This window comes from Enterobacter cloacae complex sp. SHL020, from assembly GCF_049236945.1.
In the GTDB taxonomy this organism is placed as follows: domain Bacteria; phylum Pseudomonadota; class Gammaproteobacteria; order Enterobacterales; family Enterobacteriaceae; genus Enterobacter; species Enterobacter dykesii.
In genome coordinates this window covers 19,632-35,912 of sequence record NZ_JBMKJF010000010.1, presented here as the reverse complement: position 1 = coordinate 35,912, position 16,281 = coordinate 19,632, and the positions used below count along the sequence as shown (strand labels likewise).

The 16,281-nt window shown below is 60.7% G+C and carries 14 protein-coding genes; 7 read left to right on the top strand and 7 right to left on the bottom strand.

The window, feature by feature from the left end:
• Positions 1-61: 61 nt before the first annotated feature.
• The 4 genes from sstT to ACOTZB_RS19345 all read right to left on the bottom strand — a co-directional run bounded on the left by sstT (position 62) and on the right by ACOTZB_RS19345 (position 4,313).
• On the bottom strand, positions 62-1,303 hold the full coding sequence (sstT, locus tag ACOTZB_RS19360; protein ID WP_047652756.1) for a serine/threonine transporter SstT: 1,242 nt from the start codon (positions 1,301-1,303) through the stop codon (positions 62-64).
• A gap of 218 nt (positions 1,304-1,521) precedes the next feature.
• A complete protein-coding gene (locus ACOTZB_RS19355; RefSeq protein WP_421628222.1) occupies positions 1,522-2,490 on the bottom strand; it encodes a TerC family protein in 969 nt (322 codons plus the stop codon).
• Positions 2,491-2,740: 250 nt separating this feature from the next.
• Positions 2,741-3,739, bottom strand: coding sequence for a Gfo/Idh/MocA family protein (locus ACOTZB_RS19350; RefSeq protein WP_211438634.1), 999 nt, complete (start codon positions 3,737-3,739; stop codon positions 2,741-2,743).
• A 70-nt stretch (positions 3,740-3,809) separates the two neighbouring features.
• Positions 3,810-4,313 carry a YgjP-like metallopeptidase domain-containing protein gene (locus ACOTZB_RS19345; RefSeq protein WP_126329223.1) on the bottom strand — a complete coding sequence of 168 codons (504 nt, stop codon included), beginning with the start codon at positions 4,311-4,313 and terminating at the stop codon, positions 3,810-3,812.
• An 83-nt stretch (positions 4,314-4,396) separates the two neighbouring features.
• Here ACOTZB_RS19345 and rlmG point away from each other — a divergent pair, with 83 nt between their 5' ends.
• Positions 4,397-5,533 carry a 23S rRNA (guanine(1835)-N(2))-methyltransferase RlmG gene (gene rlmG, locus ACOTZB_RS19340; RefSeq protein WP_337281249.1) on the top strand — a complete coding sequence of 379 codons (1,137 nt, stop codon included), beginning with the start codon at positions 4,397-4,399 and terminating at the stop codon, positions 5,531-5,533.
• Here the strand turns inward: rlmG and ACOTZB_RS19335 are convergent.
• The 3 genes from ACOTZB_RS19335 to lsrR all read right to left on the bottom strand — a co-directional run bounded on the left by ACOTZB_RS19335 (position 5,530) and on the right by lsrR (position 10,328).
• Complete coding sequence (locus ACOTZB_RS19335) at positions 5,530-7,551, bottom strand: FAD-dependent oxidoreductase (RefSeq protein WP_421628219.1); 2,022 nt, start codon at positions 7,549-7,551, stop codon at positions 5,530-5,532. The two genes, rlmG and ACOTZB_RS19335, sit on opposite strands and share 4 nt — an antisense overlap.
• A 178-nt stretch (positions 7,552-7,729) precedes the next feature.
• The gene (lsrK, locus tag ACOTZB_RS19330) at positions 7,730-9,325 is read right to left on the bottom strand and encodes an autoinducer-2 kinase (RefSeq protein WP_421628217.1); all 1,596 of its coding nucleotides are present in this window, start codon (positions 9,323-9,325) and stop codon (positions 7,730-7,732) included.
• Positions 9,326-9,359: 34 nt separating this feature from the next.
• Positions 9,360-10,328 carry a transcriptional regulator LsrR gene (lsrR, locus tag ACOTZB_RS19325; RefSeq protein ID WP_010435856.1) on the bottom strand — a complete coding sequence of 323 codons (969 nt, stop codon included), beginning with the start codon at positions 10,326-10,328 and terminating at the stop codon, positions 9,360-9,362.
• A 215-nt stretch (positions 10,329-10,543) separates the two neighbouring features.
• Here lsrR and lsrA point away from each other — a divergent pair, with 215 nt between their 5' ends.
• Genes lsrA through lsrG form a run of 6 tightly spaced genes read left to right on the top strand, consistent with a single transcriptional unit; the run spans position 10,544 to position 16,229 of the window.
• Complete coding sequence (lsrA, locus tag ACOTZB_RS19320; RefSeq protein WP_421628293.1) at positions 10,544-12,031, top strand: autoinducer 2 ABC transporter ATP-binding protein LsrA; 1,488 nt, start codon at positions 10,544-10,546, stop codon at positions 12,029-12,031.
• The gene (lsrC, locus tag ACOTZB_RS19315; protein WP_047652764.1) at positions 12,028-13,059 is read left to right on the top strand and encodes an autoinducer 2 ABC transporter permease LsrC; all 1,032 of its coding nucleotides are present in this window, start codon (positions 12,028-12,030) and stop codon (positions 13,057-13,059) included. Before lsrA ends, lsrC begins: the two co-directional genes overlap by 4 nt.
• Positions 13,060-14,037, top strand: a complete 978-nt coding sequence (lsrD, locus tag ACOTZB_RS19310) for an autoinducer 2 ABC transporter permease LsrD (RefSeq protein WP_421628216.1) — start codon at positions 13,060-13,062, stop codon at positions 14,035-14,037.
• Position 14,038: 1 nt separating this feature from the next.
• Positions 14,039-15,040, top strand: a complete 1,002-nt coding sequence (gene lsrB, locus ACOTZB_RS19305; RefSeq protein ID WP_023333523.1) for an autoinducer 2 ABC transporter substrate-binding protein LsrB — start codon at positions 14,039-14,041, stop codon at positions 15,038-15,040.
• Between the two features lie 11 nt (positions 15,041-15,051).
• A complete protein-coding gene (gene lsrF, locus ACOTZB_RS19300; protein ID WP_421628215.1) occupies positions 15,052-15,939 on the top strand; it encodes a 3-hydroxy-5-phosphonooxypentane-2,4-dione thiolase in 888 nt (295 codons plus the stop codon).
• Complete coding sequence (gene lsrG / locus ACOTZB_RS19295; protein ID WP_023333521.1) at positions 15,936-16,229, top strand: (4S)-4-hydroxy-5-phosphonooxypentane-2,3-dione isomerase; 294 nt, start codon at positions 15,936-15,938, stop codon at positions 16,227-16,229. The genes lsrF and lsrG overlap by 4 nt, the downstream gene beginning before the upstream one ends.
• Positions 16,230-16,281: the final 52 nt, after the last annotated feature.

Below are 16,281 nucleotides of genomic sequence, written 5' to 3'. Positions count from 1 at the left end.
TCTCCCACGGAGAGAGGCTACAAACACTAAAAACGGCAACCTCAGGGTTGCCGTTTTGCTGTTAACCTCGCAGGGCGTTCTTCGCTAAACGCGCGTCTTCCGCCTGACAGGCCGCTGCGGTAAACAGCACGTCGGTAGAGGAGTTCAGCGCGGTTTCGCAGGAGTCCTGCAGTACGCCGATGATAAAGCCGACGGCCACGACCTGCATTGCAACCTCGTTCGGGATGCCGAACATATTACACGCCAGCGGGATCAGCAGTAGCGAACCGCCCGCCACGCCGGATGCACCACAGGCACACAGCGACGCCACGACGCTCAGCAGCAGCGCGGTTGGCAGATCCACCGGAATACCCAGCGTATGCACCGCCGCCAGGGTCAGCACGGTAATGGTGATTGCCGCGCCCGCCATGTTCACGGTTGCACCCAGCGGGATCGATACGGAATAGGTATCGCGGTCCAGGTTCAGCTTCTCCGCCAGCGCCATGTTCACCGGAATGTTCGCCGCAGAGCTGCGGGTGAAGAAGGCATACACGCCGCTCTCGCGCAGACAGGTGAGCACCAGCGGATAAGGGTTGCGGCGGATCTGCCAGAACACCAGCAGCGGGTTAATCACCAGCGCCACCAGCAGCATACAGCCGACCAGCACAACCAGCAGCTGCGCATAGCCCCACAGCGCGTCGAAACCGGTGGTTGCAAGCGTAGAGGAGACCAGCCCGAAAATGCCGATTGGCGCAAAGCGAATCACCAGCTTCACCATAAAGGTGACGGCGTTGGACAGATCGTTGACCAGGTTTTTCGTGGTGTCGTTACCGTGACGCAGCGCGAAGCCCAGACCAATCGCCCAGACCAGGATGCCAATGTAGTTTCCGCTCATCAGCGCGGTGATGGGGTTAGAAACCATGCTCATCAGCAGTCCGCGCAGCACTTCGACAATCCCGGATGGCGGCGTGATGTCACCGGCCGCGCTGGTCAGGTGCAGCGTGGACGGGAACAGGAAGCTAAACACCACGGCCGTTAAGGCAGCCGAGAAGGTTCCCAGCAGATAAAGGAACAGAATGGGGCGAATGTTGGTTTTTTGTCCGTGCTGGTGGTTGGCAATCGACGCCATGACCAGCATCAGAACCAGTACCGGCGCCACGGCCTTCAGTGCGCCAACGAAAAGGGTACCGAGCAGCCCTGTGGCCTCCGCCGCAGGTTTTGACACCATCGCCAGCAGAATACCCAGCACCAGCCCGACCAGAATTTGTTTAACGAGGCTGCCCTGCGCCAGGCGCGCGAACAGACCGCTTGATTGTGTGCTCATACGTTTTTCCTGAGTGAAATTGCGTTCCATCCTGATGTGCTCTTAGTCACATTTATGTCCGGATGTAAGTAAATGTTTGCCTGGTCGAGTATAGGGAATGCGCGAATGGAAGGAAGCGTAAAATGCTGGATTTTACGTGTTGCATCATATTTTTTAACTGCTGCGTTACAAAAGTGTGTTCACCCTCTCCCTGTGGGAGAGGGCCGGGGTGAGGGGGATTACTCCACCTGCTGCTTCTTATCGTGCTGGCGGTTAACCCAGGTATTGATAATCAGCGTCACGATCAGAATGCCAAACACCACGCCGAGCGAAATGGCGATCGGGATATGGTAGAAATCAACAATCAGCATCTTGATACCGATAAACACCAGGATCACCGACAGACCGTACTTCAGCATTGAGAAGCGCTCCGCCGCGCCTGCCAGCAGGAAGTACATCGCACGCAGGCCGAGGATGGCGAAGAGGTTAGACGTCAGGACGATGAACGGGTCGGTGGTCACCGCGAAGATCGCTGGAATGCTGTCCACCGCGAAAATCACGTCGCTCAACTCAACCAGAATCAGTACCAGCAGCAGCGGAGTGGCAAACAGCAGGCCGTTCTTGCGCACGAAGAAGTGCTCGCTCTCAATCTTGTCAGTCATGCGCAGATGACCGCGGATCCACTTCACCAGCGGGCGATCGCCAATCGCGGAGCCGTCTTCTTTCGCCAGCGCCATTTTGACACCGGTGAACAGCAGAAACGCGCCGAAGACGTACAGCAGCCATTCGAACTGGGTAATCAGCCAGCTGCCGGCGAAGATCATGATGGTACGCAGGATAATCGCGCCCAGCACGCCGTACACCAGCACGCGTCGCTGCAGGGCAGCAGGCACGGCAAAGTAGCTGAACAGCATCAGCCAGACGAAGACGTTATCAACCGCCAGGGCTTTTTCAATCAGATAACCGGTGAGGAAGGCGAGCGCCTGCGGGTCGGCCACTGCGCGGCCTTCGGTCGAGGCCAGGTACCACCAGAAAACAGCACAGAACAGCAGGGAGAGGGTAACCCAGACCAGCGACCAGGCGGCGGCCTGCTTCATGGTCATGCCGTGCGCGCCGCGACGGCCCTGCAAAAAGAGGTCGATCGCCAGCATGATGAGCACGACAACCGCGAATCCGCCCCACAACATTGGAGTGCCGACAGAATGCATACTATTTTCCTTACACATAAAAAACAAAAACGGCCATGGTCAGAAGACGATAGCCGTTAGCTTTTTATGCATAGACCTCGCCTCCCGGCAAGGTCTCACTTACAACCACGAAGGTTGCCCGGCGACCGGATGCGTGTTTAACGCATCGTAATGACGATCCACCGGCGAAGAAGTTACTCCCCTTTGCAGGTAACAAAATATGTCAGACCATCGGTTTCGTCAATGGTCTGCGCCGTTTCATTACACAGCTTTACGCGATAGCTTCCGCGCTCACGCCGTCTGCCGGGAATACCACGCCTGTCTGACGGCGGATCTCCGTTTGCAGTTTCGCCGTGGTGCGGCTCACCGCGAGGCCAGGGTGATTCACTTCGTTGTCTTCCACCAGACGGGCGAAGACCTCTGCCTCATAGAGCATAGTGTTAATATGCTGAGGCTGCGTCAGCTCCTGCGCTTTGCCGCCGCGCGGCACAAAGCTCACTTTCTGGCACTCGGAGATCTTCTCGATAACCAGCGAGCCCGCTTCGCCCTGAATTTCGCTCGGCAGCACGGAATCGCTCACCTTGGAGTGCTGCAGCGTGACGCTGAAATCACCGTAATCCAGCACCGCTACACCGTGCGCATCCACGCCGCTTTCCAGCAGGCTGGCGGTGGCGCTGACGCCGTGCGGTTCGCCCCACAGGGCCACGGCAGAGGCCAGACAATAGAAACCGATATCCATAATCGAGCCGTTCGAAAACGCCGGGTTAAAGGTGTTCGGATTCTCGCCGTCCAGATAGCGCTGGTAGCGCGACGAGTACTGGCAGTAGTTGATAAAGGCTTTACGCACTTTGCCAATTTTCGGCAGCGACTGCTGCAGCAGCAGGAAATTCGGCAGGCTGGCGGTTTTGAACGCTTCGAACAGCACCACCTGGTTTTCGCGGGCAAGCGCAATAGCCGCTTCCACTTCCTCAATATTTGACGCCAGCGGCTTCTCGCAAATCACATGCTTTTTATGGCTGAGGAACAGCTTCGTTTGCGGGAAGTGCAGGGAGTTCGGGCTGGCGATATACACCGCGTCAATGGCGTCGCTTTGCGCCATCTCATCAAGCGAGGTGAAGAGATGCTCAACGAGGTAATCGTTGGCAAAACTCTGCGCCTGCTCAAGGCTGCGGGAATAGACTGCGGTAAGTTTCAGTTTGCCGGTTTCGTGGGCGGCGTCGACGAACTGGCGCGTGATCCAGTTCGTTCCAATGACTGCGAAACGTATCATAAACGTTTACGTACTCCGTAGCGGGGAACCTTTAGCCACTGTAGCACGTCATCATGACAATTCGCGTGCGCTATTCCGCATTACCATTTAACGATAAATGCGTAAGCCACAGACGAGTATCAAACTCCAGCTGGTGGTACTGCGGCTCCATGTGGCAGCACAGAGAGTAGAACGCTTTGTCGTGCTCTTTCTCCTTAAGGTGCGCCAGTTCGTGCACCACGATCATCCGCAGAAAGGCTTCCGGTGCGTTACGGAAAACCGTCGCGACGCGGATTTCGGCCTTCGCTTTCAGCTTGCCGCCCTGTACGCGGGAGATGGCGGTGTGCAGGCCGAGCGCGTTTTTCAGAACGTGGATCTTGTTATCGTACATCACCTTGTTGATCGGCGGCGCGCTCTTCAGATACCGGCTTTTCAGATCCTGCGTATACTGCCAGAGGGCCTTATCGGTCGCGAAATCATGCGTGCCGGGATAGCGTTTTTCCAGCACCGCGCCGAGCTTCTGCTCGGCAATCAGGTTGCGAACCTGAGACAGTAAATGCTCCGGATAGCCCTGGAGATAAGTAAGTTGGTTCATCAAAAGCCCAAATTATTGCGAAAACGGGTATACTCACGCACCCTTTTCAGGGATACGCCAAATTTTACCATTCAGGAGGGCCGATGAGCCACTTAGACAACGGTTTCCGTTCACTCAACCTTAAACGTTTCCCGGAAACGGACGACGTTAACCCGCTCATGGCGTGGGAAGCGGCGGATGAATATCTGCTGCAGCAGTTGGATGAGACTGAAATCCGCGGCCCGGTTTTGATCCTGAATGACGCCTTTGGCGCGCTGGGCTGCGCCCTGGCGGAGCACACGCCGTACAGCATCGGCGATTCCTACCTGAGCGAGCTGGCGACGCGTGAAAACCTGCGCCATAACGACCTCGAAGAGTCCAGCGTGAAGTTCCTCGACAGCACCGCGGATTACCCGCAGGCGCCGGGCGTGGTGCTGATCAAAGTACCAAAAACCATGGCGCTGCTGGAGCAACAGCTGCGCGCCCTGCGTAAAGTGGTGACGCCGGAAACGCGCATCATCGCGGGTGCTAAAGCGCGCGATATTCATACCTCGACGCTGGAGCTGTTCGAGAAGGTCCTCGGCCCAACCACCACCACGCTGGCCTGGAAAAAAGCGCGCCTGATCAACTGCACCTTCAGCGCGCCGGAGCTGGCCGACGCGCCGGAAACCCTGAGCTGGAAGCTGGAAGGCACCGACTGGACCATCCACAACCATGCGAACGTCTTCTCCCGCACCGGGCTGGATATCGGGGCGCGTTTCTTTATGGAACATCTGCCGGAAAATCTGGAAGGTGAGATTGTCGATCTGGGCTGCGGTAACGGCGTGATTGGCCTCACGCTGCTGGCGAAGAACCCGGACGCCAGCGTGGTGTTCAGCGACGAGTCGCCGATGGCGGTGGCCTCCAGCCGTCTGAACGTGGAAACCAACATGCCGGAAGCGCTGGACCGCTGCGAGTTTATGATCAACAACGCGCTGTCGGGCGTAGAGCCTTTCCGCTTCAACGCCGTGTTCTGCAACCCGCCGTTCCACCAGAAGCACGCCCTGACGGATAACGTCGCGTGGGAGATGTTCCACCACGCGCGCCGCTGCCTGAAAATCAACGGCGAGCTGTACATCGTGGCGAACCGCCACCTGGACTACTTCCACAAGCTGAAGAAGATTTTCGGCAACTGCACCACGATTGCCACCAACAATAAATTCGTGGTGCTGAAATCCGTGAAGCTGGGTCGTCGTCGCTAAATCATCAGTGCAAGCTGGGTGCCCTGCGCAATTGCGCGTCGCGCATCCAGCTCCATCGCCACGTCGCACCCGCCAATCAGATGCACCGTTTTACCGGCTTCGCGCAGCGGGTCCGCCAGATCGCGCTTCGGCTCCTGCCCGGCACATAAAATGACATGATCCACGCGCAGCAGCTGCGGTTCGCCGCCGATCGTGACGTGCAGCCCCTCGTCGTCGATCTTCTGGTAGCTGACCGCCGGTATCATCTTCACCCCGCGAGAGAGCAGGGTGGCACGGTGGATCCATCCCGTGGTTTTGCCCAGCCCTTCGCCCGGCTTGCTGGCCTTACGCTGGAGCATCACGATCTGGCGCGGGCTTTTCGGCAGCTGCGGCCCTTCCGGGCGTAGCCCGCCGGACTGGCTCAGGCTGGTGTCGATACCCCATTCCACGCAAAACTCGGCAATGTTCTGGCTGGTGGCCTCGCCCGGCTGGCTTAAGTACATGGCGGTATCAAAGCCGATCCCGCCGCAGCCGATAATCGCCACCTTCTCGCCGACCGGCGCTTTGTCACGCAGCACGTCGAGATAGCTCAATACCTTCGGATGATCGATACCCTCGATCGCAGGCGTGCGCGGGACGATCCCGCTCGCCAGGATCACCTCGTCAAAACCGATCAGATCCGCCGCGCTGACAAACTGATTAAGCCGCAGCTCGACGCCAGTCAGCTCGATCATCCGGCGATAGTAGCGCAGGGTTTCATAGAACTCCTCTTTGCCGGGGATCTGTTTGGCGATATTAAACTGCCCGCCAATCTCCGCCAGCGCATCAAACAGCGTCACGCTGTGGCCTCGCGAGGCGGCATTCACCGCAAACGCCAGCCCCGCCGGGCCTGCGCCCACCACGGCCAGGCGCTTTTTATTGACCGCCGGAACGATCGGCATTTTGGTTTCATGGCAGGCGCGCGGGTTAACCAGGCAAGAGGTGACCTTGCCGATGAAGATCTGATCCAGACAGGCCTGGTTACAGCCGATGCAGGTGTTGATCTCATCCGCACGGCCGCTTTGCGCTTTGGAGAGCAGTTCGGCATCCGCCAGGAACGGACGCGCCATCGACACCATATCGGCGTCGCCTCGCGAAATCACATCGTCCGCCACCTGCGGATCGTTAATGCGGTTAGTGGTGACCAGCGGAACAGAGACTTTGCCCTTCAGCCTGCGCGTTACCCAGCTGAATGCCGCGCGCGGCACCGGCGTGGCGATGGTCGGGATGCGCGCCTCGTGCCAGCCGATGCCGGTGTTGATAATGGTGGCGCCTGCGGCTTCAATCGCCTGCGCCAGCTGCACGGTCTCGTCGAACGTGCCGCCGCCCTCTACCAGATCGAGCATCGAGAGACGGAAGACGATAATAAAGTCCGCGCCCGCACGTTCGCGCACCGCGCGCACCACCTCCACCGCAAAGCGCATCCGGCGGACATAGTCGCCGCCCCATTCGTCATCGCGCTGGTTGGTGCGGGCGGCGAGAAACTCGTTAATCAGATAGCCTTCTGAGCCCATCACCTCAACGCCGTCGTAGCCTGCCTCTCGCGCCAGCGCCGCGCAGCGGGCAAAGTCGTCGATCAGCGCCAGGATCTCATCGTGGCTGAGGGCGTGAGGCTTAAAGCGGTTGATCGGCGCCTGAATGGCCGACGGCGCGACCAGGTTCGGCTGATAGCTGTAGCGTCCGGTATGCAGGATTTGCAGGGCGATTTTGCCGCCCTCGCGGTGGACCGCGTCGGTCACAATGCGGTGGTGCGGCAGCTGTGACGCATCGTTCAGGACCGCGCCGCCCTCCATCCCCACGCCGGAAGGAGCAGGGGCCACTCCGCCGGTGACAATCAGCGCCACCCCGTGGCGGGCGCGTTCGGCATAGAAGGCCGCCAGACGCTCGGCCCCGTCCGGATGCTCCTCCAGCCCGGTGTGCATCGAGCCCATCAGCACGCGGTTTTTGAGGGTAGTGAACCCCAGATCGAGAGGGGCGAATAACGACGGGTAGCGGCTCATAGTCTCTTCCAGTGTAAAATTATTGTTATGTGGTCGGATGAGTTACTAATTTAGCCAGCGGGGAGTAAAAGGGAAAAGGCGAATGCAGTGATTGTGATGGGATTCAAATATTGGTGTGGCCTGATGCCCTCTCCCTAACCCTCTCCCATGGGGAGAGGGGACTCAATCTCCCTCTCCCTCAGGGAGAGGGCCGGGGTGAGGGGGATGTCCGCACTAGCCCCGGTGCCTGCCACATCGACGTCGTCAGCCCGCTGTCCACCAGCCCGAGCTGGTCGGCATATACCGCCTGCCACTTCTGCATCATGCTGTCGTACAGCTCGCGGTGTTGCGGGTTCGGTGTGAACTCGCGGCTCCACTTCACCAGGCGCTCGCCCGTCGAGGCCATATCCGCAAACAGCCCCGCGCCCGCGCCTGCGGCAATCGCGCAGCCGAGCGCCGTCGCCTCTTTCACTTCCGGCACGCGCACCGGCAGCCCGGTGACGTCGCTTAAAATTTGGCTCCACAGGGCGCCTTTGGCCCCGCCGCCCGCAAACACCAGGCTTTCAAACGTCACGCCGGAGAAGCGCGAGATCTGCGCCAGGTTGCAGGCCGAGACGATCGCCGCGTTCTCCTCAAGGGCGCGGAACAGCGTCGCTTTGTTGCACTTTTCCGGGTCGATGGAGAGGTTAATAAACGACGGCGCGGCGTGGTACCACTGCTTGAAATGCATCGCGTCGGAGAAGATCGGCATCACCCCGTGGGAGCCCGCCGGCACGCGGCTGGCCATCTCTTCCAGCAGGGAATAAGTGTCCATCCCCATCCGCTCGGCAATCAGCTTTTCCTCGGCGCAGAAGGCGTCGCGGAACCAGCGCATGGTCAGCCCTGTGAAGAAGCTGATCGACTCCGCCTGCGCCATGCCGGGAATAACGTGCGGATTCACGCGAATGTTCATGTCGGGGTCGGTGCGCACCCGCGGCAGGTTGACCACCTGCTGCCAGAAGGTGCCGCCCAGCACCGCGGTTTGCCCGGCGCGAACCACGCCCAGCCCCAGGCAGCCCAGCTGCACGTCGCCGCCGCCCATCACCACCGGGGTGCCTTCGCGCAGGCCGCTCTGCTGCGCGGCCTCTTTGGTAATCGCGCCCAGCACGGTGCCAGTCTCTTTCACCGGGGAGAGGATATCGGCGCGCAGCCCGGCCATGTCGAGCAGCGCCGGACGCCAGTCGCGGGAGAAGAGATCCAGCATGCCGGTGGTGCCCGCGTTAGACGGGTCGACCGCCAGCTCGCCGGAGAGCTTCGCCGCCAGCCAGTCGCTGATCATGGTGATGGTCGCGGCCTTGCGGTAAATATCCGGACGATGGTGCGCCAGCCACAGCAGGCGCGGCATGGCGCTCAGCGCCAGCGTCTGGCCGGAAACCTCATACACTTCGGATTCAAAACGGTCGTCGTGGATCTCTTTGAGTTCGGCCACCTCGCGGCTGGCGCGGGCGTCGACGTTGGCGCAGGCCCAGATGGCCTCGCCGTTGCGGTCGTACAGCACGATCCCTTCGCGCATCGAGCAGCAGGCGACGGACTGAATATCCGCCGCGCTCAGGCGCGCGCGCTCCAGCGCCTGATGAATGCACCGGCAGGCCAGCTGCCAGTTGGTCTCGAGGTCGAATTCCATCGACCCCGGCACGTTCTCCACGCTCAGGTGCTTCCACTCGGCCTGGCCGACGGCAATCTGGTTGCCCTGTAAATCGAAAATAACGGCGCGAACGCTGCCTGTCCCTGCATCTAACGCTAAAAGGTAACTCATGAGCTTGCCTCGTTGTTAGCGCAGGGCCTGCCCGTTACGTCAGGGCCAGCACCGCGCGGGCTGTCGTCTCCTCCGTCACCAGGCCATTGATACGGCGACCCTTCAGTGCGGCATAAATCGCATCGGCTTTCTCTTCCCCTCCGGCCACGCCAACGATGGTGGGCAGCTGCGCCAGTTCATCGAGCGTGACGCCCAGCAGTTCTTTGTGGATCTCCAGCTCCTCGACGCACTCGCCCTCGGCATTGAGGAAATAGCCGAGAATGTCGCCGACCGCCCCTTTGCGGGCGTACATCAGCTGTTCACCTTCGCTGATATAGCCGGAGCGCAGTATCGTGGCGTCACGGCGCTGGTTCACTGAACCAATGCCGACCACCGCGACGTCGGCGGCGGTGGCGGCGAGGATCACGTCCCGCACGCTGGTTTCACGTTTTAAGATCCCAGCCACCTCTGCGGATGACACGCGAAGCGGGGCGGGGATCATGCTGACGCTGCAGGCCGCGTCCAGCTGGCCGATACCGGTCATATACGGCCCGACGCCGCCGGAGAGCGTCACCAGGCGGATCTGCTGCGAGCTGATAAAACCGCTCAGGTGCTGCAGGCTGCTCATGGTGGTTTCACCAAACCCCACCGCCAGCAGCTGGCCGGGCTCCAGTACGCCCATCAGCGACTGCGCCGCGCCAATGCCCAGCCGCACGTTCATCGGCGGCGTATTTAACGCTGGCATCACGCGCACCAGCTTCAGGCCAAAACGCTGCTGTAGCTCGGTCTCCAGCGCCAGACATCCCTCGTAGCGGGAGTTGATCTGCACGCGGATCACCCCGGACTGACGGCCTTTTTCCAGCAGGCGGGAGATCTTCAGGCGCGGCAGCCCGAGCCGCTCGCCGATGTCGTTCTGGGTTAATCCGTCGTGGTAGTAGCACCAGGCCACGCGCGCCACGAGTTCCTCTTCCGCCAGTGCCAGCCCGGCAAACCGTCCTTCTTCCGCAGTGCGTTTATCGCTCATAATTGAACTCTTATAAAAATTTAGATCATATGTTCGTGATGGCGCGAAGGGAAAATGTGAGCCACGCGACAAAACGGATCTTTTAGATCGTTTCTGGTTTATCTGTATCTCAATCGATAAAACTGTGATCCCTGCACGGTTGTAAATATAGTTCACCGTCTACGCTTTTGAACATTATTAAATCTAAAAATCATTTGTTCAATAGCGGAGCGATGATGACCTCACTTCTCGACGCGCGGAATATCAGCAAGCAGTTCTCAGGCGTGCCGGTTCTAAAAGGCATAGATTTCACGCTGCTTGCGGGCCAGGTGCACGCGCTGATGGGCGGAAACGGCGCGGGAAAATCGACGCTGATGAAGATCATCGCCGGGGTGGAAACGCCGGACAGCGGTGAACTTTCCGTCGAGGGGCAGTCATATGCGCGCCTCACGCCCGCTCAGGCGCACGGGTTAGGCATTTATCTGGTGCCGCAGGAGCCGCTGCTGTTCCCCAACCTGACGGTGCGGGAAAATATCCTGTTTCGCCTGCCGCGCGAACGCGATCTGGAAAAGCGGCTGGCGGAGAAGCTCCAGCAGCTACAGTGCCAGCTTAACCTCGACGCCGCTGCCAGCACCCTGGAGGTGGCGGACCAGCAGATGGTGGAGATCCTGCGCGGTCTGATGCGCAACGCGAGGATCCTGATCCTCGACGAACCCACGGCCTCCCTCACGCCCGGCGAAACCGAGCGGCTGTTCCGCCAGATCCGCGCCCTGCAGGCGCTCGGCGTCGGGATTGTCTTTATCTCGCACAAGCTGCCGGAAATTCGCATGCTTTCGAGCCACGTCTCGGTGATGCGCGACGGCGCGGTGGTGCTGAGCGGCGAAACCGCGCAGTTTGATGACAGCGCCCTGATCGCCGCCATGACGCCGGTAAGCCGGGAGAAATCCCTCAGCGATACGCAAAAGCTGTGGCTGGCGCTGCCGGGCAACCGCCGCACCCAGCCGCAGGATTTTCCGGTGCTGCGCGTTGACGATCTCACCGGGGAAGGGTTTATCGATCTCAGCCTTGAGATCTACGCCGGGGAGATTGTCGGCCTGGCCGGGCTGGTGGGATCCGGACGCACCGAGTTTGCGGAAACGCTCTACGGCCTGCGGCCGGTACGCGGTGGGCGCGTCTGGCTGGAAAACCAGGAGATCACCGACGATCCGGTAAGTTCACGCCTGGAAAAAGGGCTGGTCTACCTGCCGGAAGACAGGCAGGTGTCAGGCCTGTTCCTTGACGCGCCGATCCGCTGGAATACCGTGGCGCTGAACGAGCCGTCTCTCTGGCAGCAGCGCAAGCGGGAGTCTGCGGTGGTGGAGCGCTACCACCGGGCGCTGGGGATCAAGCTCAACCATGCGGATCAAACCGTGCGCACGCTCTCCGGCGGCAACCAGCAGAAGGTGCTGCTGGCGCGCTGCCTGGAGGCCAATCCGCTGCTGCTGATTGTCGATGAACCCACGCGCGGGGTGGACGTCTCTGCGCGCGCCGATATCTACCAGCTGATAAAAAGCGTGGCGGCGCAGAACGTGGCGGTGCTGATGATCTCAAGCGATCTTGACGAGTTTCCGGGCCTTGCGGACCGGGTGCTGGTGATGCATCAGGGCGTGCTCAGCGGCGAGCTGTCGCGCCACGCCGTCAGCCTCGACAAAATGATGGCGCTGGCGTTTGGAGGCCAATCATGAAGACCTTACTCAAAAACCGCGAGCTGAGCGCGTTTCTCGCCATTCTGGCGCTGTTCGCCGTGCTGGTGGCGCTGAATCCGTCCTACTTCAGCCTGCAGACGCTGGGGATGATTTTCGCCAGCTCGCAGATCCTGATCCTGCTGGCCATCGGCGCGGCGCTGGTAATGCTGACCCGCAATATCGACGTGTCCGTCGGCTCAACCGTCGGGCTGTCCGCCATTGCCGTCGGCGTGGCGCTGAACAGCGGCTACAGCCTGCCCGTTTCCATTCTCTTCGCGCTGTCTATTGGCGCGCTGGCCGGTGCGTTCAACGGTTTTCTGGTGGTAGGGCTGCGCATTCCGGCAATTGTCGCCACCCTCGGCACGCTGGGGCTGTACCGCGGCGCGATGCTGCTCTGGACGGGCGGAAAGTGGATTGAGGGGCTGCCGCCTGGGTTGAAATCCCTCTCTGAGCCTGCCGCCATCGGCATTTCGCCGCTCGGCATGCTGGTGTTGATTATCGCGGTCACGGGCGCGTGGACGCTCTCGCGCACCGCGTTCGGGCGTGATTTCTACGCGGTGGGGGATAACCTCGCCGCCGCGCGCCAGCTGGGCGTGGCGGTGAACCGCACGCGGATGCTCGCCTTTACCCTGAACGGCATGCTGGCGGCCTGCGCCGGGATCGTCTTTGCCGCGCAGATTGGCTTTGTGCCCAACCAGACCGGCAGCGGGCTGGAGATGAAGGCCATCGCCGCCTGCGTGCTCGGCGGTATTTCGCTGCTGGGTGGCACGGGCACGCTGATTGGCGCGCTGCTGGGCGCCTTCTTCCTGACGCAAATCGATACCGTGCTGGTGCTGTTCAGGCTCCCGGCGTGGTGGAACGATTTTATTGCCGGCTTGGTGCTGCTGGGTGTGCTGGTGCTCGACGGACGTCTGCGTCAGGCTCTGGCGCGCCATCAGCGGGCGCTGAAGTACGGTCGCTTCCAGCCGGGTAACAGAGGGGGAAAGCACGTCACCCCGTTTCCCAAACGCAAAAAAGAGGTGGCGTAAATGAGGCTTAACTGGGAAAGCACGCTGCTGATTTTGCTGGTGCTGGAGATCCTGCTCTTTGGCGCCATCAACCCGCGCATGCTCGACATTAACATGCTGCTGTTCAGCACCAGCGATTTTATCTGCATTGGCATCGTGGCGCTGCCGCTTACGCTTGTGATCATCAGCGGCGGGATCGACATCTCCCTCGGCTCAACCATCGGCCTGTGCGCCATCGCGCTGGGCGTGATGATGCAGTCCGGGTGGCCAATGGCGGTCGCTATTCCGCTGACGCTGCTGCTCGGCCTGCTGTGCGGATTATTTAATGCCGCGCTGATCCACTACACCGGCATCAGTCCTTTGGTTATCACACTCGGCACGCTCTACCTCTACGGCGGCGGCGCGCTGTTGCTCTCCGGCATGGCGGGGGCGACGGGCTACGAGGGCATCGGCGGCTTCCCGGACAGCTTCACGGCGTTCGCTAACCTCACGGTGCTGGGTCTGCCGATCCCGCTGGTGCTGTTCGCGGTGATTACCGTCTTCTTCTGGCTGATTACCCACCGCGGGCGCTTTGGCCGTCATCTGTTTTTAATCGGCCAGAATCCTCGCGCGGCGCACTATGCGGCGCTGTCGGTGAACGGCATGCCCTACGCGCTGTACGGCCTGGTGGGCGTGGCCTCGGCCATTGCTGCGCTGGTGATGGTCTCCTACTTCGGCTCGGCGCGTTCTGATCTGGGCCGCGATCTGCTGATGCCTGCGCTCACCGCCGCCGTGCTCGGCGGGGCGAATATCTACGGCGGTTCAGGTTCGGTTGTGGGTACCGCGCTGGCGGCGCTGCTGGTGGGCTACCTGCAGCAGGGTTTACAGATGGTCGGCATCCCCAACCAGGTATCGAGCGCGCTGTCAGGGGCGCTGCTGGTTGTGGTGGTGATGGGGCGTTCGCTGAGTCTGCACCGCGAATGGGTGCGATCTCTCTTTAGAAAACTATCCGGAGCGTAAGATGAAAACAAAACTGTTCGTCCTGGCAATGGCCCTCAGCTTCGCTTCGGCGCAGGCGGCGGACCGCATTGCCTTTATCCCGAAGCTGGTGGGCGTGGGCTTCTTCACCAGCGGCGGCAACGGCGCGAAAGAGGCGGGGAAAGACCTCGGCGTGGACGTGACCTACGACGGCCCGACCGAGCCGAGCGTCTCTGGCCAGGTGCAGCTCATCAATAACTTCGTTAACCAGGGCTATAACGCCATTATCGTCTCCGCCGTATCGCCGGACGGCCTCTGCCCGGCGCTCAAGCGCGCGATGCAGCGCGGCGTCAAGGTCCTGACCTGGGATTCCGACACCAAACCGGAGTGCCGCAGCATCTATATTAACCAGGGGACGCCGGAGCAGCTGGGCGGTCTGCTGGTGGAGATGGCGGGCAAACAGGTGACCAAACCGAACGCTAAAGTGGCGTTCTTCTACTCAAGCCCGACCGTAACCGACCAGAACCAGTGGGTGAAAGAGGCGAAGGCCAAAATCGAGAAAGATCACCCCCAGTGGCAGGTCGTGACGACCCAATTTGGCTATAACGATGCCACCAAATCTCTGCAAACCGCCGAAGGGATCTTAAAAGCGTATCCGGATCTGGATGCGATCATCGCCCCGGACGCCAACGCGCTGCCGGCAGCTGCGCAGGCGGCGGAAAACCTGAAGCGGGAAGGGGTGGCGATTGTCGGCTTCAGCACGCCGAACGTGATGCGTCCGTACGTTGAGCGCGGCACGGTAAAAGCCTTCGGCCTGTGGGATGTCGTACAACAGGGCAAAATTGCGGTCAATGTCGCCGATCGCCTGCTGAAAAAAGGCGATCTTAACGTCGGCGACAGCGTGGACGTCAAAAATATCGGCGCGCTGAAGGTCGAGCCGAACAGCGTGCAGGGCTACCAGTATGAGGCGAAGGGCAACGGCATCGTGCTGCTGCCGGAGCGCGTGGTGTTCACCAAAGAGAACATCAGCAAATACGATTTCTGACGGGGGAGCAAATGGCTGATTTAGACGACATCAAAGACGGCAAGGATTTTGGCATCGGCACGCCGCAGCAGAATGTGCCTTTCACTTTGAAGGGCTGCGGCTCGCTGGACTGGGGCATGCAGTCCCGCCTGGCACGCATCTTCAACCCGCAGAGCAACCGCACGGTGATGCTGGCCTTTGACCACGGCTACTTTCAGGGGCCGACCACCGGCCTTGAGCGTATCGATCTCTCCATCGCGCCGCTGTTTAGCGAAACCGACGTGCTGATGTGCACCCGCGGTATCCTGAGAAGCCAGGTGCCAGCCGCCACGAACAAACCGGTGGTGCTGCGCGCCTCGGGCGGTAACTCGATTCTGGGTGAGCTGTCGAACGAGTGCGTGGCGGTGGCGATGGAGGACGCGCTGCGCCTGAACGTCTGCGCGGTGGCGGCGCAGGTGTATATCGGCAGCGAGTTTGAGCACCAGTCGATCAACAACATCATCAAGCTGGTGGACGCGGGCGCGCGCTACGGCATGCCGACGCTGGCGGTGACGGGCGTAGGGAAAGAGATGGCGCGCGACGCGCGCTATTTCTCGCTCGCCAGCCGCATCGCCGCCGAAATGGGGGCGCAGTTCGTCAAAACCTACTACGTGGACGAGGGCTTTGAAAAAGTGACCGCCAGCTGTCCGGTGCCGATTGTGATCGCCGGGGGCAAAAAGCTGCCGGAGCACGAGGCGCTGGAGATGTGCTGGCGCGCGATTGACCAGGGCGCGTCCGGCGTGGACATGGGGCGCAACATTTTCCAGTCCAGCGCGCCGCTCGCCATGCTGAAGGCTGTGAAGAAAGTGGTTCACGAGAACTGGAACGCCCGCGATGCGTTCCAGTTCTGGCAGGAAGAGAAACAGGGAGAAGCAAAATGAACGTGACGCTGGTGGAGATCAACATCAAGCCCGAGCGGGTGGACGAGTTTCTGGAGGTGTTTCGCGCCAACCACGAGGGGGCAATCAAGGAGCCGGGAAACCTGCGCTTTGACGTATTGCAGGACCCGCGTGTGAAAACCCGGTTCTTTATCTACGAGGCCTATAAAGACGAGGAGGCGGTGCTGGCGCACAAGCAAACGCCGCACTATCTGGCGTGCGTGGATAGGCTTGAAGAGCTGATGTCGGAGCCGCGTAAGAAACGCAGTTTTGTTGGGTTGTTGCCGGAGTAGCTGTACGGGTAAGAGGTTGTGTTGATTTTGTAGGCCGGGTAAGCGTAGCGCC